Consider the following 23,228-nt stretch of genomic DNA (forward strand, 5'->3'; position numbering starts at 1 on the left):
TTGGGCAAACGCAGAAGGTTGGTTCAGGAAAACGGGCCGTATGATACCATCTGCCACACGTGCCAGACGCAGGCCGTGAGTAGTGCCACCCAGGCCAGCCGCCGGCCTTGCAGCTTTGGCGTAGCGGGCACGGCAACGGCTACCAGCAACAGCAGCCCCGGCACGAGCATCCAGGTGAGGCGCTCTTTGTAGTAGCCCAGCATTAGAAGAAAACCAGCCTGAAGCAACAGAACACCGCTCAGCACCCGAATCCGCCCTTGTGAGTTGCTAGGTTCCTGCTGCCCTATTACTACCCCCACCGCCGCAAGCACAAAAGGAATAATGGCCGGCAGCGTAGCCAAGAACTGGCTGAAGTTACGGGCCATTAATCGTAGAAATGCCGGCAAGGGCTGCTGCCACGCCGCCCGAAGCCATACCAGTTGCCCATACGCTTCGGCCTCGTGGTTGTAGTAGGCCACACCGCGCAGCTTCAGCAGGCCAATCCACAGGAAGGTGGGAGTAGCAAATAATAGGAATAGCGCTGCCGCCTGACCTGTAAAGGCAACCACTGAAAGGTGCTGGCGCTGCAGCCACAGGCCATAGAGCAATACTGGCAAGATCAGCACAAAACTGCCGTACACCAGCGCCAGCAGGCCGCCCAGCACAGCAAGCCCTGGCAGCCACTTGCGCCACTGACCCGATTCGCGTAGCTGCAGAGCAACGTACACCAGCACCAGCGGCACCAGAAACGTGAACATCTGTTGGTGCACCGTCCAGAAGAAGGCCTTCGTTATCTGATTGGAAATCAGAAACACGAGCAAAGCGCCCAGCACCCACTGGCTGCCCCGCCCGACTGTGAGGCGGTAGTACAGGTGCCGGAACAGCAGTAGGGCCGCTAATAGAACCGCATAATTCAGCAGCACATACCCGATGTAGAAGCCCAGCAGCGGCTGGTACTTCGCGGGCAATTTCTGCACAAACCGAGCGGGCAGCAACCCACTATGTTGCAGGCCTTGTACCGCCCACGTACACGGGTAGCCCACGGCCGTGCCCAACAGAATAAACAATGGCCTCGACTGCCGCACTTCCCCAGGCTTCAGCAAGTGGGTCGGATGGCGGGCATCTTCCATATACACAAACCCGTCGCAGTTGGCGGTGAAACCGGCCCAGGACGTGAGGTGCAGGTAGGTGCCGCAGTACTCGGCCTCGGTGCGGGGCCCCGGCGACAACCAGAACGTGAGCGTGAGGCCCAGAATGAGCACCGTGTAAGCTGCTACAAGACCAACCCACCCACCACGAATACCCGTACCACCCGCGCCGCTAGTGTCCTCCACTGCTGCCGGAGCTACCACCGGTATACCCTCCATTCTGCCGCAGGTTTGTTTCGAACAGTTTCAGAATGCGCTTGTACTCGTCGGTCCAGGAGGAGGCTTCCACGAAACCGTGGTCCTCCACGGGGTACACGGCCAGCTCCCAGTTCTCTTTTTTAAGCTCGATAAGCCGTTGCGAGAGACGCACGATGTCTTGGAAGTGCACGTTGGTATCCACCATGCCGTGGCACATGAGCAGAGCGCCTTTCAGGCCGCTGGCGTAATTGATAGGCGACGACCGGGCGTAGGCCAGGCTGTCGTTGTAGGGCTCGTTGAGGATGTTATCGGTGTAGCCGTGGTTGTAGTGGGCCCAGTCGGTTACGGAGCGCAGGGCCGCCCCGGCCCGGAATACGTCGGGCTGGGTGAACATGCCCATGAGCGTGATGAAGCCGCCGTAGCTGCCCCCGTAAATACCGATGCGCTGCGGGTTGACGCCGTATTTCTCGGCCAGCAACTTAGCCCCGTCTACCTGGTCGGTGAGGTCTTTGCCGCCCATATAGCGGTAAATGCCGGTGCGCACGTCGCGGCCGTAGCCGCTGGAGCCCCGGTAGTCGATGTCCAGCACTGTATAGCCCCGGTCGGCCAGCAGGTTATGGAACATGTACTCACGGAAGTACTGGCTCCACCACTTGTGCGCGTTTTGCAGGTAGCCGGCCCCGTGCACGAAAATGACAGCCGGGCCCTGGGGCTGGGAAATGGCTGGACGGTAGAGACGAGCGTACACGTCGGCCCCGTCGCGGGCTTTGTAGCTGATAACCTCGGGGGCGCGCCAGGGGTAGCTTTCAAACTCGGGGGTGGTGCTGTGCGTGAGGCGGCGCATTTTGGCCCCAGGCTGGTTGGGCATCACATACAGCTCCCAGGGCTGGTTGCTGGTGCTGTAGCGCAAAGCCAGGGTTTTCTCGTCGGGCGAGAGGCTCACCTCGTAGCCGCCGCGCTGGGAGGTGATTTGGGTGAGGGGGCCGCCTTCCACGGGCATGCGGTAAAAGTGCTGCTCGCCGGGGTGGGTTTTATTGGCGGTAAGGTACCACGTTTTCCGGTCCCGGCTCAGCTGCGCCTTCTGCACCTCAAACTTCCCGCTGGTCAGGGCCTTTTTCTGCCCCGAGGCTACGTCCACTGTGTACAGGTGAGAATAGCCGGTTTCCTCGCTCTGGAACCAGATACGGCGCGAATCGGGCAGCCAGCCCACGTTGCCTTCGTCGTAGCCGATGCCAGGCCCGTTAATCCAGGCGTCGTCGTGCTGGCGGTCCAGCAGCTTGATGCGCTGGGTAACAGGGTCCAGGCTTACAATCCACCGGTCCTTATTGTCGGTGCTGCGAATCACCAGAAACGCCTGCTGCCCGTTATCCGACCAGAAGGGCCCAAAGGGAATCACGCGGCGCAGCTCGGTAGCGGGCTTTTCCTTTTTGGCGGCCTTGGTGGTATCGGCCGGCACTGGAGCCTTAGCCTTCAGCAGGTACTCCTTGCGGTAGGCGGGCTGCTCGTCCAGGCCCTTCAGGTCTTTGTAGCCCAGCACGAAGGTGGTATCCCGGCCCACATCATACAGGCCCAGCTGGTAGGCAGTTTGGCTGGCTCCTACTTTGGTGCGGGTGTTGATATCCTCGGTGAAGCCGGACGCCGTGACGAAGTTGGGCACCAGGGCCACTTTCTCGCCGGAGGGCTCCTGGGTGAGGGTGTAGGTTACGTAGCGGCCATCGGGCGAGAGGCGCAGGTTGCGCACCGTTTGCGTGCCTAGATAGATGGCCTTGGGGCGCATGCGCGCCAGCAGATTTTCGCGGCGCTGCCGGGCTCTGGCATCCTGCTCTTTGCCGCGCAGCACCTCAAACAGGGCCAGCTGCTGGGCCTTCAGGTATTTCTCCGATTTATCGGTGGGCTCACCGGAGGCCGGGCGAGTACCGCGCCGGAAATCAGTACACTGGGTGGTTTCGCCGGTGGCGGGGTTCCAGGTAAACAGGTTGCCGCCCCGGGTGTAGCCAATGGCCTGACCCTGGAGGGCAAATGTGGGGTCGGTTTCCCGCTCGGCGGTGTTCGTAACGCGGCGCACGCGCTGGGTTTTCAGGTCGAGCAGGTAAATGTCGCCGTCTTTTTCGTACACCTTGCGGGTGTAGCGCTGGTCGTACTCGCCATTGGTAGCCAAGGGCAGGTTGAGCTGCTCCCGCAAACCTACTTTGCGCGGAGTGCTGCCCTGCGGGGCGAGCCGGTAGAGTGAGTCGCGGCGGGCTTTTTCGGGGTTCCAGTTGAAATAGATGATTTTGCCATCCTCGGCCCACTGCACGTTGCTGGGCGAGGTACCCAGCCACTGCGCCGGCTCGCGCATGATTTTCTCAACGGTAAGCGTGCCCAGCTTCTGGGCATACATGGGTAGTGCCAGTAACAGGCTGGCGGGTAAGAGTAGGTGTAGCGGTTTAAGCATATGGTGAGAAGCAGCAGAGCACTACCGCAACTTACGGGTTCGGGGGCAATCCATTGCATTCAGCCGATGTGGTACTGCCCAAAATCAATGCAGCACATACAATCCATTTGCCTGAGCCAACCAGCGCATAGAGGCTCGCACTCTATCATTTTCCTTACCAGGCAACGCATACGCCACGCTGGCTACATCAAACCCATCAACAAATACTGTGTGCAATGCCGGGCTGTACACTATATAATGGCGCAGCTCTCGGGTACCCAGTGTAATTAGCTGCACTAGCTTTGCGGCCTCTCCCACAACCACAAACTGCTCAGCAGTTTCCTCCATCACCAGCAGGCTGTTTGCGTGGTGTAGTGCCAAGAAAAATCGCACAAGATTAGCCTCCTGTACCAAGTAACGCGTGTAATACTCGGCATCCGTGATTTGCGGAAAAGAAATCATTTTTTGATCTGCTTCCGCCTCCGTTAGCCATTCTCCGTGCATGCCTATCAGATACCGTTTCCCCGGCCATCCGTCGGCAGGCTCTCCATCACGCAGTATTGTTTGGGCCAGCGCAAGGGCTTGTAGGATTTGGTCTGTAGTGTCTCTCATTTATCGAATACTTTACAGCCCACCCTTCTCCCACGCCTGCAACTCAGCCTGCAGGTTGCGACGGGCCTGGATATCCAGCCGCTCCCGGAAAGCGGCGGTGTGGTAGAGCGTGGGCGTGTGCAGCAGCTTCTCCAGCACCTGGCGGCGGCCCCGGCGGTACAGGAAATCCGGAATCAGGCGGTACTCCTGCCGCACCTGGCGGGCGTACTGCCAGTAATCGGCCTCGGGCGCACCCAGGACTTGCAGGTCGGCGTCGAGGAAGAAGTGCAGGTCCGGGTCGGCGGGCTGGGGCTGGGTGTGGTCGGCGGTTCGCTCAATAAGGAAGGCCACCCGCTGCTGCCGCGCCGGCGACAGGGTGGTGTGGCGCAGAAACTCCCGAGCCAGCACGGCGCTGCGGACCTCGTTGTCGGAGCGGTGGGTGTTGTACACGGCATCGTGAAACCAGATGGCCAGTTCCACCACCTCCCGGTCGTGCACCAGCTGCGGGTAGCGGCCTACCGTATCCAGTAGTGCCCGGATGTGCGGCAGCCCGTGGTAATGCCGGTCGGAGCCGCCGTAGGCCGCCGCCAACTGGTCATAAGTAGTGTTACGTAGCGCTTCATCAGTTACCAGCGGCGTGGTGAGCTGCTGCCAGCGGGTGGCCAGAGTAGTATGCATAGTTGATAGGTCTTGCGAATTGGCCTGACATTCCGAGCGAAGCCGAGGAATGACGGGCTGGCTGAATTCTGCTCTCGTTAATTAGCCGTAGGTACGCCGTAAGGATTAGGACGCCGAATTTCCAGGTAACGCTCGGGGGCGGCCAGCTCCTGAAAGCCAAACTGCCGGTACAGGCCGTGGGCATCCAGGGTGGCCAGCAGGTGGCGGCGCTGGTTTTGCACATCAGGGTGGGCCCATACGGCCCGCATCAGCTGCTTGCTCAGGCCCTGGCCCTGGAACTCGGGCAGCACAAATACGTCGCAGAGCCAGGCAAAAGTGGCTTTATCGGTAACAATGCGCGCAAACCCGGCCTGCTGACCCTCGGCTGTATAAATACCGAAGTTGAGAGAGTTGGCAATAGCGCGTTGCACCGTTGCGAGCGGAATACCTTTCGCCCAATAGGACTCCTCACTCAGGTAGCGGTGGATCAGGGTAACATTGAGGCGGGCGGGGTCGGTGCTGATGGTGAACATGAGACGCAGGAAAAGAGGCGGTGGTAAGAACGACAAGCCCCGGCAAACGTGCACGGTTTCTCATCCAAAAATACTCCGGGTCCGTTAGTACCTCAACCACCACTACAACAACTACCTGACTATGAAACACCTTCACGCTATGCTGGCTGGCGCCCTCCTTGGTTGCGCGCCATTATTTACGCACGCTCAAACCACGCCCGTGCTCACTACTTTCCCGGCAGGCAGCTCCACCGTTACGGTGTCGGCTCTTACTACCGGGCTGGCGGTGCCGTGGGAACTGGTGTGGGGGCCCGACAATTTCATCTGGATGACGGAGCGGGGCGGCCGCATTAGCCGCGTGAATCCTACCACGGGGCAGGTGACGCCGCTGGTTACGCTGTCGGACGTGGTAACTTCTTCGGAGGGCGGGCTGCTGGGCATGGCCCTGCACCCCGATTTGCTGACGACCTCACCCTATGTGTATGTGGTGTACAACTACAATGACGCGGGCGGGCAGTACAAGGAGAAACTGGTGCGCCTGACGTATGCCAACGGTACGCTGAGCAGCCCGCTGGTCTTGCTGGGCGGCATCAACGCGGTAAGCACGCACAGTGGCTCCCGCCTGCTCATTTTGCCCGACCGTACCCTGCTCATGACCACGGGCGACGCCCAGGACCGCCCCGCCGCCCAGGACCGCGCCTCGCTCAACGGCAAGGTGCTACGCCTGAACCTGGACGGCACCATTCCGGCCGATAACCCAGTGGCCGGCAACGCCAGTTACTCCTTCGGGCACCGCAACCCGCAGGGGCTGGTTCGGGCCGATAACGGCAAAATCTACAGCTCGGAACACGGGGAGAATGCCGAGGATGAGGTGAACATCATCGAGCCCAACCGTAACTACGGCTGGCCTACGGTGGAAGGACGCTGCAACTTGGCCAGCGAGCAAAGTTTTTGCGCCGCCAACAACGTGCGGGAACCCATCTACACCTGGGCACCTACTGTGGGCTGCTCAGGCATTACGTATTATAACCATCCGGCCATTCCGAGCTGGCGTAACAGCCTGCTGGCTCTGTCACTGAAGGGCAATAAGCTCACGCAGATTCCGCTGGATGCAGCCGGAACTACCGCTGGCACCAGCGCCGATGTGCTTAATGGGTTTGGGCGGCTGCGGGCCATCTGCGTGTCGCCCCAGGGCAAGGTGTACGTGGGTACCAGCAACCGGGACGGCCGCGCTACCCCAGGAGCCAACGATGACCAGATTCTGGTGCTGGAAAACCGTTTGTATACCTCAGCCAAGAAAGCTGCCGCCAGTCAATTCAACCTCTGGCCCAACCCAGCCCGGACCCAGCTTAACCTACAGCTCACCGCCCCGGCCAGCCGCACCGCTACAGCCGAAATCCGGGATGCGCTGGGTCGCTCAGTACGAACTACGCAGGTAGCGGCCGGCCAGCAGTCGGCCCAAATCAGCCTGCAGGGGCTATTGCCAGGGCTGTACTCATTGCAACACGATAACACGGTGCAACGGTTCGTGGTGGAATAAGACTGCAGGTATCCAGTAAGCCGGGCGAAGAATCTGAGGTTTAATCCCCATTTCCCGTCCGGCTTACTGGATACCTGCAGTTCTACGCTATTCACATGGCGGCTTCTGCCAGGTGGTGGCGCTCATTCTTGGCTACGTTGGCCAGCGTCCAGGGAATTTCCTGAGTGAAGGCGTGCTGGCGCACGGGGCAGTCGGGCATGTGGCAGTGCGAGCAGGCAGCGAAGGTGCAGGGGTCGGCGTGCACGAACATTTCCACCTGTACTTCAAACTCCTGGTCTACCAGCCGCTCAATGCGGTGCACCTGCTCGTGGGTTTGCTCCAGGCTGAAATAGTAGGGCATCGTCACGTGGCAGTCGATATGCATATTGGCCCCGTAGCGCACCACGCGCAGGTTGTGCACGTCAATCCAGGCGGGCTCCCGGTGCTCCTGCAGCTCCCGCACCACGTGCTCCACGGTGGCCGTATCGGCCTCATCCATCAGCCCCGATACCGAGCGGCGCACCATCCGCCAACCATTCACCACAATGAACACACCCAGCAGCAGGGCCGCCGCCGAGTCGTACACCACGTTGCCGGTAAACACCACCAGCACCAGTGCCACGCAGGAAACCAGGGTGCTCACCGCATCCAGGTACAGGTGCTGCCCGTCGCCCACCAGCGTGGGCGAATGGTGCTCCCGCCCCGCCCGAATCAGCAGGAACCCGGTACCCAAGTTGGCTAGGGCCGTAATGAACAGCAGCAGCATCCCCCAGTCGGGCCGGGCAATGGCGTGCGGGTACAGCAAGGAGTGCAGGGCCGAGTAGAAGATGTACACTCCGGCCATCAGAATCAGCCCCCCTTCAAACCCTACCGACAGGTACTCAATCTTGCCGTGGCCGTAGGGGTGGTTTTCATCCTTGGGCAGGCTGGCCAGGTAAATGCTGTATAGCGCAAACCCACTGGCCACTACGTTGATGATGGATTCCAGGGCATCCGTCAGCACGGCCTGGGAGCGGGTAAGCAGCCAGGCGTAGAACTTCACGGCAATCAGCACCACGCTGACAACCAGCGAAAGAATGGCGTAACGGGTTTTGAGGGGCAGCGAGAACATAGGCGGCTAACGGCGAAACGGGGCGCAAAATTCCGGGGAAAAATCGGGCTTCGGGAGGTATACGCAACTTTTCTGAACAAAAGCAGTATGCAGACTGTCTTAAATTAAAATTTAGACAAGCCTAAATATTTCCTTTCTTTGTGATAATCAATTCCTCCGACTCTACGCCGACACCCTCGGCCGACGATATGCCCACAGTCTTACCCTCGCCACCCGTCACTTCTGCCCCGGCTGCCGCCCCCCCAGAAAGCGGCTGGCGGCGCAACCGCACGACACCCTCGCTGCAGGAAGCCTACGCCACGGTGCGCGTTCCGGGCCAGAATGCCTCGTTCTGGCGCAAGATGCTGGCATTCTGGGGACCGGGCCTGATGGTGGCCGTGGGCTACATGGACCCCGGCAACTGGGCCACCGATATTGAGGGTGGTTCCCGGTTCGGCTATACGCTGCTGTCGGTTATTCTGATTTCTAATCTGTTTGCCATGCTGCTGCAGCACTTGGCAGCTAAGCTGGGCATCGTAACGGGCCGGGACCTGGCCCAGGCCTGCCGGGACCATTACAGCAAGCCCGTGGCCCGGGTGCTGTGGTTGCTCTGCGAAATTGCCATTGCCGCTTGCGACCTGGCTGAAGTTATCGGCTCGGCTATTGCCCTGAACCTGCTGTTTGGCCTCCCGCTTACCTGGGGTGTGGTGCTTACCATTCTGGATGTGCTGGTAGTGCTGCTGTTCCAGAGCAAGGGCTTTCGGGTGCTGGAAAGCATTGTGGCGGGGCTGATTGTGGTGATTTTCGGGTGTTTCCTGTACGAAATCATCGTGTCCCGGCCCGATTGGTTTGGGATTGTGAGCGGACTGGTGCCCCGGCCCGAGGTGGTTACCACCCCGCGCATGCTCTACATTGCCATTGGTATTCTGGGCGCTACGGTAATGCCCCACAATCTGTACCTGCATTCCAGCATCGTGCAAACCCGGGCTTTCGAGCAAACCGAGCCCGGCAAGCGCATGGCCATCAAGTTTGCCACCATTGATAGCACGGTGGCCCTGTTTCTGGCCTTCTTCGTGAATGCCGCCATCCTGATTACATCGGCCGCCGCCTTCCACCAGAACGGGCACCACGACGTGGCCGACATCAGCGACGCGCACAAGCTGCTGGCCCCGGTACTGGGCGCGGGGGCCGCCTCGGCGGTGTTTGCGGTAGCCCTGCTGGCCTCGGGGCAGAACTCCACCCTAACGGGTACCCTGGCCGGACAAATTGTAATGGAAGGCTTCCTGGATTTGCGGCTGAAACCATGGCTGCGCCGGCTGATAACGCGCGGTATTGCCGTGGTACCGGCTTTCATCGTGGCTCTGCTCTACGGCGAAAAGGGCACGGGTGAACTGCTGGTGCTCAGCCAGGTAATTCTGTCGCTGCAGCTCAGCTTTGCGGTGGTGCCGCTGGTATTGTTCACGGGCAGCAAGGCCAAAATGGGCGTGTTCGTGAACAAGCCCTGGCTGCAGGTTGCGGCCTGGGCCGTATCGGGTATCATCATCGTCCTCAACGTGTACCTGCTGTACCAGACGTTTTTTGGTTGACAGAACGAGTACCCCGAAGCTGTGCTTCGGGGTACTCGTTCTGCTGACTACCTGAATTAAGGCGCGGATGCTCCGCGCTTTTTTCAACACCATATATTTAGACCTGTCTAAATAAATACTACTGGCCTTTCTAAAATGAAACACCTTTTTCTCTTGTTATTCCTGCTGAACTCAGTGGTAGTATGGGCGCAGCAAACTGGCACAGTGCAGGGCGTGGTGCAAGCGGGTAGCCAGCCGGTGGCCTTTGCCAGCGTGGGGTTGAAGGAGAGCAAACTGGGCGCTACAGCGGATGAGAAAGGGCAGTTTACGCTGGTCGCCGTGCCCATTGGTGCTTACCGGCTGGTGGCTAGCGCCGTGGGGTTTCAACCAGCTGAACACAGCGTGGTGGTAACGGATGGGGCTACGGCTATGGTAGAGGTACACATGGTGCCGGTACCGGCGGCGCTGGCGGAAGTGGTGGTAACGGGCGTGAGCCGGGCCACCGAAATCCGGAAAAGCCCGGTACCGGTAGCGGTACTCAGCAAGCGGGAAGTGCAGCTGAACAGCAACGGTAACGTGATTGACGCCGCCGTGAAAGGTGTGCCGGGCCTCAGCGCCGTTACCACCGGCCCCAACATCAGCAAGCCGTTTATCCGGGGGCTGGGATACAACCGGGTGCTTACGCTCTACAACGGCCTGCGCCAGGAGGGCCAGCAGTGGGGCGATGAGCACGGCATCGAAATCGACCAGTATGATATTGACCGGATTGAGGTAGTAAAGGGCCCGGCCAGCCTGATGTACGGCTCGGATGCCGTGGCTGGGGTAATTAATATGCTGCCCCGCTTGCCCACCGGCACGCCCGGCCGCCTGCACGGCGACGCGCTTACCGAGTATCAAACCAATAACAATCTGCTGGGCGCCTCCCTGGGCCTCACCTACCACCAACAAGGCTGGCAGTATGCCGCCCGGGGCTCCTACCGCCTGGCCCAGAACTACCGCAACGCCCTGGAAGGCCGCGTGTACGGTACCGCCTTCCAGGAGCTAAACCTGACGGGTATGGCCGGGGTAGAAAAAGCCTGGGGCAGCAGCCACTTCACCGCCACCCTCTACGACAACCTGCAGGAAATACCCGACGGCAGCCGGGACTCACTGAGCCGGCGCTTTACCCGGCAGGTATTCGAGGGGGAGCAGGATGACATCAAAAATCGCCCGCTGGTGCCGGATGCTGATTTGAGCACCTACCGCATCAACCCGCTGCACCAGCACATTCAGCACTACCGGCTGCTCAACCGCACGCGCCTGCGGCTGGGCACCGGAGAGCTGCACACGCTGCTGGGCGTGCAGCAAAACCGGCGCCAGGAGTACAACCACCCTACCGCCCCGAGCCAGCCGGGCCTGGCCGTGGCTCTGACCACTACCACCTACGATATGCGCTACGCCGCACCTACCTGGCAGGGTCTGGAAACCACCGTGGGACTGAACGGCATGCACCAACGCAACCAGAACCGCAACGCCACCGACTTCCCAATACCAGATTATAACCTGACAGACGTGGGCGGTTACGTGCACCTGAAAAAGGCCTGGGGGCCGCTGGAGTTGTCGGGCGGGCTGCGCTACGATACCCGCTGGCTGCACTGGGACGATTTTTACGTAGGCACGGACGCCCGCACCGGCTTTGCCCGGCAGGTGAGCCGCGCCGAGGCGTCCGGAGCGGAGCCGCAGTTCAGCGCCTTCCGCACGCGCTACCAGGGCGTATCGGCCAGTGCGGGGGCTACCTATTCCTTCTCCGAGAAGCTGCTGCTGCGGGCCAACGTAGCGCGAGGTTACCGCGCCCCCAATATCACCGAAGTAGGCTCCAACGGCCTCGACCCCGGCGCGCACATCGTGTATCTGGGTAACCGCGCGTTTGGGCCGGAATTCAGTCTGCAGGAGGACATTGGGCTGAGCGCCTACCTGCCCGATGCTGAGTTGAGTGCCAGCGTGTTCAACAACGACATCCAGAACTACATATACCAGGCCCGCCTGACCGATGCCGACGGCCAGCCGGTGGTGCTGGTGCCCGGCAACGCGACATACCAATACCAGCAGGGCCGCGCCCGGCTGTACGGCGCCGAAATTACGGCCAACCTGCATCCTCGGGCCCTGCCCATGCTGGCCTTCAACAACAGCCTGGCCACCGTAACCGGCCTCAATAAGCAGGCCCGCCTGCTGGAAACCCACGGCCCGGCCGCCCGCTACCTACCCCTGATTCCGCCCCTGCATACCCGCTCCGAGCTGCGCCTGAGCAGCCAGCAAAGCTGGCGGCAGTTTACGGGCGGCTACGTACGAGCGGTACTCGACTATCACGCTGCGCAAAACCGTTTCTACGCCGTCGATAACACCGAAACCCGCACGGCTGGCTACGCACTGCTGGGCCTGGGCGCGGGCGTTAACCTGACTACCGGCCCGGAAAAGCGCGAGTGGCTGAATATAATTATGCAGCTCGACAACGTGCTGAACACGGTGTACCAGTCGCACCTTAACCGGCTGAAATACTTTGAGTACTACGCGGAGTCGCCCACCGGCCGGCGGGGCATCTTCAACCAGGGACGAAACTTTACCCTCAAGCTGACTACTACCTTTTAAACCCTTGGCTTCGGTAGCTGCGTAGGGGCGAAAAAGTACGTTCCACTCCCCTCCTCTCGTTCTATGTTGTACCGCTACCTGTTTATTGCGCTGCTTAGCCTGCTCCTACCCGGGCAGCTGCTGGCCCAGGAAAAACCGCCCATCAACCCCTACGACTCGGCCCACTTCGACCTGTTTCATCCGGTGCCGCGCAGCCGCCTACGCCCCCTGCGGCCCGACCGCCCTGGTATCACCGAAAGCCCGTTTACCGTGGACGCCGGCCACTTTCAATTGGAGATGGATGCCCTGCGCCTGATCAACTCCCGCGACGATGAGGAGCGGGAACGTACCTGGAAAGCGGCTTATTCGGTGTTCAAACTTGGGCTAAGCCGCCGCACCGATGTGCAGCTGGAAGTGCCGCTCTACAAAATTCAGAAGCAGCGCCCGGCCGGACAGCCCGACTGGCAAAACCAGCGCGGCTTTGGCGACATGGCCCTGCGGGTGAAGCACAACTTTCTGGGCGACGACCAGGAAGGGCCTATTGCTATGGCCGTAGTGGCCTACGGGCGTCTGCCCACCGGCCGCCACTCTGGCAACGGGGCGGTAGAAGGCGGTCTGATCCTGCCGGTGAACATCGAGCTACCGCACAAATTCAACCTGGACGTGCAGGCCGAAGGCAACATGAACTTCGACTACGAAACCCGGCAACACTACCTGGAATTTATGCCCTCCGTGGCGCTAGACCACGAGTTTTCGGAGGTGTTTAGCTTCTTGGTGGAAGGCGTGGGCCAGTGGGATGCCATGCAGCGACGCTGGGGTGCCTCCATCAATGTGGCTCCCATCTTCACTCTCAACGACAACCTGCAGCTGGACCTGGGTACTCACCTGGCCCTCAACCGCCGCACCGACCGGGAGTTTTTTGTAGGCTTCACGTTCCGTCGGTAGAGGACACTGGCGTGCCGCAAGCACGTCTTCACAACGTCATTCCTCGACTTCGCTCGGAATGACGTTGTAGAGGCAGCCTAACAAAATCAAAGAGGCGGCTTCCGCTCTGGAAGCCGCCTCTTTGCGCAAACAGTAGTCTTATTAATGAGATACAGCAGTGCCTGTGTTGTGGGTGGTGGCGTTATGGGTTTGAGCGCGCCAGTCGGTGAGGAAATACACGATTAGGAACACCACGCCAGCGCCCATAAACAGGTTGCGGGCCGTCATGTTATCGTCGGCGAAACCGAATAGAAAGGGTGAGGCCAGCAGTACCAGGCCGCTGACCAATTCCAGCTTGCCGTGCACCGGGAAGGGGATAACGCGCATCAGCCCCAGCGGGAAATTGGTGAGCAAGGTGATGACCAGATAACCGGCCGCCAGCACGTAGCAGACGGTAGCGTAGGTGCCGTGCAAATCAAAGAGCGAAGGCGCCATGGCGAAGAAGGCCACGGTCAGGTAATCGAGGATGCCGTGAGCGGCGGGCGACAGAACTTTCATAGCTGGTACAGGTGAGGTGAAGAACAGTTTTCACCCCGTTGTACGCACCTGATTTTCATAATGATATCGTTGAGCTACCTCTTTTTTGCTAGCGTAGAGTTTGTTTAGGCCGGTTGTATGCTTAGGCCAACAGCCCGTTCATGCGCTCAAACTGGCTACCCAACACAGCCGCATCATCGGCCTCCAGCCAGTCGTGGAGCACGGTAGCGTAGAGGCTGCGGAAGTCGAGTTGGTGGCGCAGGTCGCCGTCCTGCAGGTTGGCCAGGTCGGGGGCGGTGTTCAGGATACCTTTCTGTTTTAGGCCGCCGCCCAGCAGCAGCACGTTGTTGGCGGTGCCGTGGTCGGTGCCGTTGCTGGCGTTCTGGCTCACGCGGCGGCCAAATTCCGAGAATACCAGCACCAGCGTATCGTCGAGGTTGCCGGCTTTCTGCAAATCTTCCACAAACGAGGCCAGCCCATCCGACAAATCCCCCAGCAGCTTGCCCTGCTGCTCCCGCTGGCGCACGTGCGTATCAAACCCACTCAAGGACACATAATACACCCGCGAGGCCACGCCGGAGTTAATCAGCTCGGCGGTGGTTTTGAGGTTGCGGCCAAACTCCGTGTTTGGGTACGTCACCGCCGATTTGTACACCTTGGCATTCTGGTACAGGTAGTCGGCCGAGGACGATGTTTCGGCCAGCGTTTTATACAGGTAATCCAGCTCCGACAGGATGCCCTGGGGCTTTTCGCCGCTTACCTGAGCAATGAAGCGGTTCTGGGTTATCTGATGAAATTTCTCGGGGTTTTTCAGCGCCAGGCCCTTGCGCTGCTGCCCCTTCATGGCTAGGCTCAGCGTATCATCCACCTCCAACCCGTTGTAGGGCAGCTGGCAGGCGGCGCAGTTGGAATCGAGGTAGCGGCCGAGCCAGCCGGTGCTCAGGTACTGATCGGAAGCCGAGCCGCTCTGCCAGATATCCATGGACCGAAAGTGCGACCTATCGGGGTTGGGGTAACCTACGGAGTTGAGCACGGCCACATGGCCCTGGTCGTAGAGGCCTTTGAGGCGGGTCATGCTAGGGTTCAGGCCCAGGCCTTGGTCGAGGGTCAGGATGCCGCTTTGCTGCCTGATGCCGAGCGTGGGCCGGGCCTTGTAGTACAGGTCGTTTTCGTAGGGAATGACGGTGTTCAGGCCGTCGTTGCCCCCGCCCAGCTGCACCACCACCAGCCGCCGGCCCCGGGCGTCGCGCAGGTCGCGTAGGCCCTGGCGGTCCAGTGCGTGCAGGAATTTGGGCACAAACAGCAAGCTGCTGGCCAGCACGGAAGTCTTCAGAAAGTCGCGGCGGGAAGTCATGTGTAGAGCTTAGAAAGGAGAGCTTAGAACTTAGAAAGCAAGGCCCATACCTTGGGAATGAGCTATCTGAACACGTCTATGTTCTAAGCTCTCCTTTCTAAGCTCTAATTCAATTACATCAACTGATATTCCGGCAAACTCAGCAGGGCTGTTACCATGGTGCGGAGCCGGCCCTCGGCGGGGGCTTTGTCAGCGGCTTGCTGAATGAGAGTGAGGTTATCGGGCCGGAGCGGGGTTTGGAGCAGGAACTGGCCGAGCTGGGCGGCCTGCTGGGCGGGCGGCGTTTTGGCGAGCAGGGCCTGTACCGGCGCCAGCCGCACGGTGGTTTTTACCGGCTGCTGAAACGTGCGGTCGGCGCGGCTGAGGTTGGGGGCAATGTCGTTTTCGTCCTGCTTCAGCGCCACGCTGAACTCGGCATTTTTGAGCAGCACCGAGGGCAGCTGCAGCCGGTACAGCAGACTCGAGGAGTCAATCCAGTTGCGGCCGCCAGGCCAGCCGGCCACGTTTGGTGGCTCAAACAAGGTTTGACCCAACGCCTTCTGAAACACAATCAGCGGCTTGTCGTCCACCAGCTGCAGCCCCAACGTGCGCTTAATGCCCACCAGCAGCTCCACCGGCGACTTAATGCGCGTGCCCACGTTGGCCGCGTCGTAAAACCACTCGGCCGAGAACATCTGCTCCAGCAAGGCTTTGATATCGTAGCCGCTGCGGAAAAACGCCTGTGCCAGCGGCCCAATGTGCTGGGGGTTGGGCACGTCGTTCACGAAAAACCGGTAGAGCTTGGTGGTGATGAACTCGGCGCAGGCCGGCTGCTCCAGAATGATGCTGAGCACGTCCTCGCCCCTAAAATTGCCGGTGCGGCCCAGGAAGGTTTTGGAGCCGTCGTCGTGCTGCTTCTCCCGGAACACGAAAGCGCCCTGCCCATCGTAGCCCCAGCCGGTGAAGGCCCGGGCGGCCTCTTTCACGTCAGTTTCGGAGTAGTGGCCCCGGCCCAGCGTAAACAACTCCATCACCTCCCGGGCAAAGTTCTCGTTGGGGTGCTGCTTGCGGTTTTGCTGGTTGTTGAGGAACTGCAGCATGGCCGGCTCCTTGCTTACGGCCAGCAGCAAATCACCAAATTTGCCCAGCGCCAGCTGCCGGATGGTGTTGTTCAGGTGCAGGGCTGCATCGGGGCGACGTACCCGGCAGGCAAAGTGCCCGTGCCAGAACAGCGTCAGTTTCTCACGCAGCTGGGCCGGCGAGGTAGCCATGCGCTGCAGCCAGCCGGTGTTCATGGCGTAAAAAGCATCCCGAATACTTTGGTTCTGCAGCTTGCGCTGCTCCGGCGTCATTTCCTGCCGGCGCAGCAGGGGCGGTTGGTTGCGGCCCCGTGCCCCCGCCAACCCCGAACGACTCGGCATGGCCGCTACCGGGGCTGGCTGGGCTTGGCCGGTTTGCATAGCCGTTTGGTCGGGCGTGGTAACCATGCTGCTCTGTGGCGTGCCGCTACCCGCTGCTACCGGTCGGAACTGGGCCAGCGGCTCGGTGTAGCGCATCTGCGGGCTGTCCAGCAGCTCCACTTTCTCCGAATTCTGCAGCAATTGGCGCAAGGCTTTCCGCGGCGAGATGCCCGCGGCCACGTCCTCGGGCCGGGGCCCAAACCCCGCCCGCCAATACAGGTGCTGCAGTTGCTGTTGCGTCGTCATATTCGGTTGGACGCCGGAACAGCCCTTGGGTTTAACCAAGCCCCCTCGCCTACACGTCATTGCGAGCGGAGCGAAGCAATCCTTCCTTTTCTACGCGCCCACCGTTGTCCTATTCCAAAGCCCCCGCTTGCGCGATAAACGGGGGCTTGCTCCTTTTCAGGGATTAGAGCAGGGAAGGGAAGGATTGCTTCGCTCCGCTCGCAATGACACGTTGCGGCTTTACTGCCTAGCCCCTACTACCACCGTTTTGCGGTACTCGCGTTTCTGGCCACCGCTGGGGCGGAACAGCTCCACGTGTAGAATGTAGTAGCCTACGCTAGCCTTTTGGCCCCGGTCAGTAAGACCGTCCCACTGCCAGGTGCCTTGCGTAGCCAGAGTTTCGTTGCGCACGAGGCGGCGGGCCAGGCGACCCTGGGCATCGTAAATGGTGACGGAGCCGGCGTAGCCCGGCTGGTCGAGCTGGTAGGCCAGGGTGGTGAAATCCTGCAGGCCGTCGTCATCCGGGGTGAAGAGCTCCGGCTCCAGGGTAAGCACGCCGGTACCGGCCACGTCGGGCTGCTGTTGGGAGTTGGGCCGACCGGGCGTGGCATAGCCCACGCTGCCTGCCGCCGAGTGGAAGTTACTGGCCTCACTCGGGCCGGTGGCCCGAATCCGCTCCAGGGATACACCGTCCACGTTATCCAGCAGTTTCAGGTGTTGCGTGGCGGCGTAGGCGTATTTATCCAGCAGCTGGCCTCGGCTATCGAACAGTACCGCCGTACCGGCATCGTCCGGGAAGGTGGGCAGGGCCGGCAGCTGGAGCAGGTGAGCCACATCGGTGCTGTTGGGATACTGCTGCTGCACTACATCGGGCCGGGTGGTAAAGGCCACTACCTCGCCCGGTGGCAGCAGCACCGGGCCGCTGCTGATGGGCTCAGCATCCACGGAGTTGTCGGGGCGCTGGTTGCCGAGCTGCCAGCCCTGCAAATCCAGAAACTTGTTAGAACGATTCAGGATTTCCACGAAATCCACGCCCCCGGTGCGTGGGTTGAACAGGATTTCATTGACAACCACGTCGCCGGCCGCTACCGGTACTGGCAGGGCAAAGGTGGCTGAAGTAGCCGGGCCGCTGGCGTTACCGGCGCAATCCACGGCCCGCTGGGCCGTTACCGTCAGCGGCTGGTTGGCAGTGAGTGGGGTAGCCAGCGTCAGGTCTACCAACCGAAAATCCGGCCCCACGGGAGCTGCGCGCAGGATGCTGGCCGCTGGGCTGATGGTATACAGCGCCACGTTGGCAGCCGCCACGCTGTCCAGCTTTTCGCCGAAATAGAGCCGCACTGTGGTGGAGCTTAGGGCCAGAGCGCGGAGCAAGGCCGGTGGGGTACGGTCGGGGTTGGTGGTGCGCACGGAGTTGGCCCGGCCGGGGGTGCCGCCACTGGGGTCTTCGCTAGCCTTCCAGTTGTCGGCGCCGGCGCAGGGGTTGGCGGTATCCAGCATTTCCAGGGTCCAGCCGCCGTCCTTTTTGCGCGTGTCTCGGTACCAGGTATCGGAGTAGCTCACCTCAAACAGCGTGCGGCCATCCTTGCCGCGCAGTACCAGTTGGTCGGCGGCGTTGCTGAGGCTGGGGAAATTGGTCAGCCCAAACACCTTGCCGTAAGCGGCAAACAGCGCCGTGCGGGTACTACCACACACCACGGCATATTCGCCCGGCAACAGCACCGTCCCAGTAGGAAATACCGCCGGGTTGCTGGTGCTACCCGGTTTCAGCAGCCGCACACCAGCCAGGTCCGCCACGGCCGTAGCTGAGGGGTTGTGAATTTCGATGAACTCCGAAGCAGGCAAACCCACCACCGGCGTTTCATCGGCCATGATTTCGGTGATGAGCAGCTGGTTGAACGTGGGCGGCACAGCAAAGCCATTGTTCTGAAAAGTAGCCGTGAGTGGGCCGGTGGCCACGTTACCAAACGCATCGGCCACATTGCGGGCTTCCACGGTAACGCTGCCCAACGGCAAATCGGCTGCTAGCGAGAGGTGCACTACGGTAGGGTCCTGAGCATCCCGGGCGGCAGCCGTTACGGCCGGGCTGCCCGTACTCAGCCGGTAGCTGGCCGCCGACTGCGTAGCGGCCACTGCCTCGTTAAACGTGAGGTTGATTTGCCGGGCGCTGGACGCTGCGGCCTGCAGCAGTACCGGCGCGGTGGCGTCCGTCACCCGAAAATCGTCAAAGAAAAACGCCCGGTTATTTGTGGATGAATACGTGCAGTAGACGCCGAAATAGTCACTGCGCTGGTGAGTGGCATCGGTGTTGGTGCCTTCACTCACGTAGGTAGTGGTGCCGGCCAAATCCCGCTCCAGCGTCCAGAGGCCGGCCGTGCTGCGCGTCACGCGTACCCGCACTACGTTGTTCGTTGTGGAGCTAAGCGTACCATCCGCTCCGTTGATGACGTACACCGGGCTGCCGGTGGCGTCCTTGCGGAACAGGGCCACCTCATCGGGGGTGCCGCCCAGGCGCACGAAGTAGCCCTTGGTGCCGCTGGCTTTCAGGTCGGGCTGGTCGGCCATCAGCCACACATCGGCGTAGTTGCCGCTGCTGGTGGCCAGTTTCAGGTTGGCCCAGAACTCCCAGGTGGTACCGGTGGTAGCAGCGCAGGGCGTTACCAGCTGCAGTTCGGTACCGGTGGTGGCCGGGCCGTTGGTTTGCAATTGCAGAGCCGCGTTTACCTGAAAAGAGGCCGCGTCGCCGGTCCAGGCGGGATTCTGGGTGAAGTTGCCGTCGGCGAAAGTATCCGCAAGCTGAGCAGTAGCAGTGTGCGCGAAAAGCAGCGCCAGAACAGGTAGCAGTAGTTTTTTCACATCGAATACGAGTTACTGGGGCGGCGGCTCGTGGCCGGCGGCGCCCCTGGTTATTGCCTGAAATATACCGAGAAATCAATGCCCGCGCCACCGTACCTTTGCACCTTCGATTAACCTCGCAACTCCATGAAAGTAGCCGTAGTAGGTGCCACCGGCCTGGTAGGCACCGAGATGCTGAAAGTGCTGGCCGAGCGCCAGTTTCCCGTAACCGAACTGCTGCCCGTGGCTTCGGCCAAATCGGTGGGTCAGGAAATTGAGTTTCAGGGCAAGAAATACAAGGTGATGAGCATGGACGACGCCATTGCGGCCCGCCCGGCCGTGGCCATTTTCTCGGCCGGTGGCTCCATCAGCAAGCAGGAGGCCCCCCGCTTCGCCGAAGTGGGCACTGTGGTTATCGACAATTCCTCGGCCTGGCGCATGGACCCCACCAAGAAGCTGGTAGTGCCCGAAATCAACGCCAAGGAGCTGACCCCGGAAGATAAAATCATTGCCAACCCCAACTGCTCCACCATTCAGATGGTGGTGGCCCTCAACAAGCTGCACGAGCGGTACAAGGCCCAGCGCATTGTGGTGAGTACCTACCAGAGCGTAACCGGCACCGGCAAAAAAGCCGTGGACCAGATGCTGGAAGAGCGTGCCGGCCAGGAGCCCACCAACCCCGCCTACCCCCACCGCATCGACCTGAACGTTCTGCCCCACATCGACGTGTTCGAGGATAACGGCTACACCAAGGAGGAAATGAAGATGGTGAACGAAACCAAGAAAATCCTCGGCGACGACCAGATTCGGGTGACGGCCACCACCGTGCGCATCCCCGTCATGGGCGGCCACTCGGAAGCCGTGAACGTAGAGTTTGCCGAGGAATTTGACCTTGCCGAAGTGCGCGACATCCTGCGCCAGACCGAAGGTGTGGAAGTGGTAGACGACGTGAAAAACAACGTGTACCCCATGCCCAAAGACGCCCACGGTAAAGACGCCGTACTGGTAGGCCGCCTCCGCCGCGACGAAACTCAGCCCCGCACCCTCAATATGTGGGTGGTGGCCGACAACCTGCGCAAAGGCGCCGCTACCAACGCCGTGCAGATTGCCGAAAAAATGCTGCAAATGGGTCTGCTGACGGCGTAGCTTTATTCTTTCTTCTACGGTCTATATGTATGACGTAGGGGCAGGCCGTTACACCGGCTTTGCCTCAACATAGCAACCAACTACCGACTTATCCACTCATGAACTATACTATTCGGGCGCTACTGGTAGCAGCCATGTTGCACAGTGCTGCCTTGGTACACGGGCAGGCATCTTCTAAAAACGCGAAAGTATACACTGAGGTAGAGCAAATGCCGGGCTTTCCTGGCGGCCTCGACGGATTAGCTCAGGCGCTGAACGAGCGGCTTGTATACCCCGCTGATGCGATAAACCAGAAGCTGGAAGGTCGGGTGTTGGTAGAGTTTGTGGTGGCTCCGTCCGGCAAAGTGGCTGATGTAGAAATACAGAACGGGCCACACCCGCTGCTGAATGAGGCCGCAGCCACCGCCATTAAACAACTACCCGATTTTGAACCCGGCCGACACAAAGGAAAGCCTGTACCAGTAGCTCTGACGCTGCCAGTAACTTTTCGACTGCCCCCGAATGCAGCGGCTGCACCGCCAGCACAAGCCAGTTCTGCTAGCTCTGCTTCGACCCAGGAGTTTGCCCGCTACCCGGGCGGCCCTGAAGCATTGTCTGCTTATCTAAGTGCCGTACCATATCCGGAAGCAGGCCGCGCAACCCAGGCAGCAGGCCGGGTGTACGTACGCTTCATGGTAGATGCCAGCGGTAAAGTGGGCCAAATAGCTGCTATTGTACCCAAGAAAACGCCACAGCGCCGCCTCTCTATCGCACCGGCACCGATTGAGCATAGCCAAACCACTGACCCTGTGCTGCTGCAGGCTGCTGTGCAACACGTAGCCAGCATGCCAACCTGGATGCCGGCCATGCTGAACGGCAAACCCATTGCCACTACCCGTACGGTGCCGGTAGATTTCTACCCGACGGCACCCACCCCCGCACCCGAGCCGGTGTATGCCTACGCCGATCAAATGCCGATACTAGGAGGCACCACGGAAAAGCAGCCGTTTCCCCGCAGTATTTATCAGGCGCTTCGCTACCCGGCTGAGGCACTGCGTCAGCAGCTTGAGGGCGAAGTGCTGGTATATTTTGTGGTGAACGAGCAGGGCCAAGTAACGCAAACGCAGGTAATCCGGTCTGTTGCTTCTTCGTTGGATGCGGAGGCACTGCGCGTTATCAATTCCTTACCAGCTGGCTCGCCCGCTATGCACCAAGGTAAGCCAGTGCAGGTATACTACGTGGTACCCGTTACATTTTCTATCCGATAGACTGATATGCGCGTTACTTATTTTACCGCCTTGGGCCTCGGCATTGGCTTGGCGGGCCTCGTGGCCCTGAAACCGGCCTCCACCGCTCCTGCCTGGCCGCTCACGCTCGACTACTCCACCGACTTCCGCAGCTTCGCCCCGCTCGATACAGTGGTGCCCCGCTACGAAGTATTTGTGTCGGGCGAGGCGCATAACGTTGCGGGCAACGAGCCGCGCCACTTCAAGCTGTTTGCCTACCTGCACCACCGGGCCGGGGTACGCTACTACGTGAAGGAAGGCAGCTATACTTACGTGTACTTCGTGGACCGCTACGTGCAAACCGGCCAGCGGCAGTGGCTGGACTCGGCCACTGCCTCGCTACGACAAACGGCAGCCGATACGGTACACCTGGGAGTCAGAAGTGAAATGGCATTGTGGAGAAACCTGCGCCAGCTGAACGCAAATGTCCCCGCCGACCAGAAAATCCAGCTGGTAGCCATTGACACGGAGCCTTACTGGACTACCAGCCTACTCCGCGACCTGGTAGCCCGCCATCCGCAGGTGCCCACGGCGTTACAGAGCACCGTGCAGGAACTCCTGACGCTACGAAGCCAGCAACCATTTGAATTCATGCAGTTGCACCGCCTCGACCGGCAGCGGATGGCCCCCATCCTGGACCGGGCCTGGGCACTGGTGCAGGCCCACGAGACCGAGGCCCGGACCTGGCTAGGCCCCGACTACCGCCACTTGGCCATGCTGGTGCACAACCCCGCCGCCCTGCACCGCGCTGACGGTGAACTGGCCGATAACTTTGAGCGCCTGCACCAGGAACTGCCGGCGGGCAAGTTCTTTCTGCAGTATGGCCGCTTGCACGCACAGTTGCATAAAACCACTCTCACCGGGCCCTGGCTGGCAAACGCTCTTAACCAGCGGTACCGCGTGCTGAGCTTCCATCCATATCACCAGAACTGCCAGTCGGCTTGGTCGCCTAAGGCGTACCCGGATAACCGGCAGTTTTCATCGGCGGAACAGCGCAGCCTGCAGGCCGTGGCCACCACGCCCCACACGCTGCTGCTCACCTCCGACCCCGCCTGGAAAGCCCTGCGCCCTTACGGGCAGGTGTTCATTGTGGAGAAAGATTTGCGGTTTTAAAAGCCCCAAACTGGTTTCCACGCCCCGCTGACCCCAACCAGCGGGGCGTACTGGTTTGGGTTGGTTCACCTTCCATTGAAAACGGGCTTAGGTACGCGCTTTCCAGTGCGCCGGGTT

Annotated in this window: 17 protein-coding genes; 7 read left to right on the forward strand and 10 right to left on the reverse strand. The window is 60.6% G+C overall.

Features of this window, described 5'->3' with window-relative positions:
• Positions 1 to 23: 23 nt before the first annotated feature.
• The 5 genes from LF252_RS14440 to LF252_RS14460 form a co-directional block, all read right to left on the reverse strand.
• Positions 24 to 1,346, reverse strand: a complete 1,323-nt coding sequence (locus LF252_RS14440; protein ID WP_226270277.1) for a hypothetical protein — start codon at positions 1,344 to 1,346, stop codon at positions 24 to 26.
• Positions 1,300 to 3,759 carry a S9 family peptidase gene (locus LF252_RS14445; protein WP_226270278.1) on the reverse strand — a complete coding sequence of 820 codons (2,460 nt, stop codon included), beginning with the start codon at positions 3,757 to 3,759 and terminating at the stop codon, positions 1,300 to 1,302. Before LF252_RS14445 ends, LF252_RS14440 begins: the two co-directional genes overlap by 47 nt.
• An 84-nt stretch (positions 3,760 to 3,843) precedes the next feature.
• Positions 3,844 to 4,350 carry a hypothetical protein gene (locus LF252_RS14450; protein ID WP_226270279.1) on the reverse strand — a complete coding sequence of 169 codons (507 nt, stop codon included), beginning with the start codon at positions 4,348 to 4,350 and terminating at the stop codon, positions 3,844 to 3,846.
• 12 nt (positions 4,351 to 4,362) lie between these two features.
• Positions 4,363 to 5,007: an HD domain-containing protein gene (locus LF252_RS14455; protein ID WP_226270280.1), complete on the reverse strand. Its 645-nt coding sequence runs from the start codon at positions 5,005 to 5,007 to the stop codon at positions 4,363 to 4,365.
• A 77-nt stretch (positions 5,008 to 5,084) separates the two neighbouring features.
• Complete coding sequence (locus LF252_RS14460; protein WP_226270281.1) at positions 5,085 to 5,519, reverse strand: GNAT family N-acetyltransferase; 435 nt, start codon at positions 5,517 to 5,519, stop codon at positions 5,085 to 5,087.
• Between the two features lie 121 nt (positions 5,520 to 5,640).
• On the opposite strand from LF252_RS14460, the gene LF252_RS14465 reads away from it, so the two are divergent.
• Complete coding sequence (locus tag LF252_RS14465; protein ID WP_226270282.1) at positions 5,641 to 7,038, forward strand: PQQ-dependent sugar dehydrogenase; 1,398 nt, start codon at positions 5,641 to 5,643, stop codon at positions 7,036 to 7,038.
• Between the two features lie 91 nt (positions 7,039 to 7,129).
• On the opposite strand, the gene LF252_RS14470 is transcribed toward LF252_RS14465, so the two are convergent.
• Positions 7,130 to 8,128, reverse strand: a complete 999-nt coding sequence (locus LF252_RS14470) for a cation diffusion facilitator family transporter (RefSeq protein WP_226270283.1) — start codon at positions 8,126 to 8,128, stop codon at positions 7,130 to 7,132.
• Positions 8,129 to 8,316: 188 nt separating this feature from the next.
• On the opposite strand from LF252_RS14470, the gene LF252_RS14475 reads away from it, so the two are divergent.
• From LF252_RS14475 to LF252_RS14485, 3 genes are all read left to right on the forward strand, one after another.
• Complete coding sequence (locus tag LF252_RS14475; RefSeq protein ID WP_226270284.1) at positions 8,317 to 9,693, forward strand: Nramp family divalent metal transporter; 1,377 nt, start codon at positions 8,317 to 8,319, stop codon at positions 9,691 to 9,693.
• 135 nt (positions 9,694 to 9,828) lie between these two features.
• A complete protein-coding gene (locus tag LF252_RS14480; RefSeq protein ID WP_226270285.1) occupies positions 9,829 to 12,297 on the forward strand; it encodes a TonB-dependent receptor in 2,469 nt (822 codons plus the stop codon).
• Positions 12,298 to 12,360: 63 nt separating this feature from the next.
• The gene (locus LF252_RS14485; protein WP_226270286.1) at positions 12,361 to 13,221 is read left to right on the forward strand and encodes a transporter; all 861 of its coding nucleotides are present in this window, start codon (positions 12,361 to 12,363) and stop codon (positions 13,219 to 13,221) included.
• Between the two features lie 141 nt (positions 13,222 to 13,362).
• Here LF252_RS14485 and LF252_RS14490 read toward each other — a convergent pair whose 3' ends face one another.
• From LF252_RS14490 to LF252_RS14505, 4 genes are all read right to left on the reverse strand, one after another.
• Positions 13,363 to 13,758: an SPW repeat domain-containing protein gene (locus tag LF252_RS14490; protein ID WP_226270287.1), complete on the reverse strand. Its 396-nt coding sequence runs from the start codon at positions 13,756 to 13,758 to the stop codon at positions 13,363 to 13,365.
• Positions 13,759 to 13,879: 121 nt separating this feature from the next.
• Positions 13,880 to 15,091 carry a DUF1501 domain-containing protein gene (locus LF252_RS14495; RefSeq protein ID WP_226270288.1) on the reverse strand — a complete coding sequence of 404 codons (1,212 nt, stop codon included), beginning with the start codon at positions 15,089 to 15,091 and terminating at the stop codon, positions 13,880 to 13,882.
• Positions 15,092 to 15,204: 113 nt separating this feature from the next.
• The gene (locus LF252_RS14500) at positions 15,205 to 16,776 is read right to left on the reverse strand and encodes a DUF1800 domain-containing protein (RefSeq protein ID WP_226270289.1); all 1,572 of its coding nucleotides are present in this window, start codon (positions 16,774 to 16,776) and stop codon (positions 15,205 to 15,207) included.
• A gap of 219 nt (positions 16,777 to 16,995) precedes the next feature.
• The gene (locus tag LF252_RS14505; protein WP_226270290.1) at positions 16,996 to 19,608 is read right to left on the reverse strand and encodes a lamin tail domain-containing protein; all 2,613 of its coding nucleotides are present in this window, start codon (positions 19,606 to 19,608) and stop codon (positions 16,996 to 16,998) included.
• A 126-nt stretch (positions 19,609 to 19,734) separates the two neighbouring features.
• On the opposite strand from LF252_RS14505, the gene LF252_RS14510 reads away from it, so the two are divergent.
• The 3 genes from LF252_RS14510 (at position 19,735) to LF252_RS14520 (ending at position 23,111) form a co-directional block, all read left to right on the forward strand.
• A complete protein-coding gene (locus LF252_RS14510; RefSeq protein ID WP_226270291.1) occupies positions 19,735 to 20,733 on the forward strand; it encodes an aspartate-semialdehyde dehydrogenase in 999 nt (332 codons plus the stop codon).
• Positions 20,734 to 20,831: 98 nt separating this feature from the next.
• Positions 20,832 to 21,980 (forward strand): TonB family protein, encoded by a 1,149-nt coding sequence (locus tag LF252_RS14515; RefSeq protein ID WP_226270292.1) that lies wholly within the window; start codon positions 20,832 to 20,834, stop codon positions 21,978 to 21,980.
• 6 nt (positions 21,981 to 21,986) lie between these two features.
• The gene (locus LF252_RS14520) at positions 21,987 to 23,111 is read left to right on the forward strand and encodes a TraB/GumN family protein (RefSeq protein WP_226270293.1); all 1,125 of its coding nucleotides are present in this window, start codon (positions 21,987 to 21,989) and stop codon (positions 23,109 to 23,111) included.
• The last annotated feature ends 117 nt before the right edge of the window (positions 23,112 to 23,228 follow it).

The organism is Hymenobacter pini, from assembly GCF_020421205.1.
GTDB lineage: Bacteria > Bacteroidota > Bacteroidia > Cytophagales > Hymenobacteraceae > Hymenobacter > Hymenobacter pini.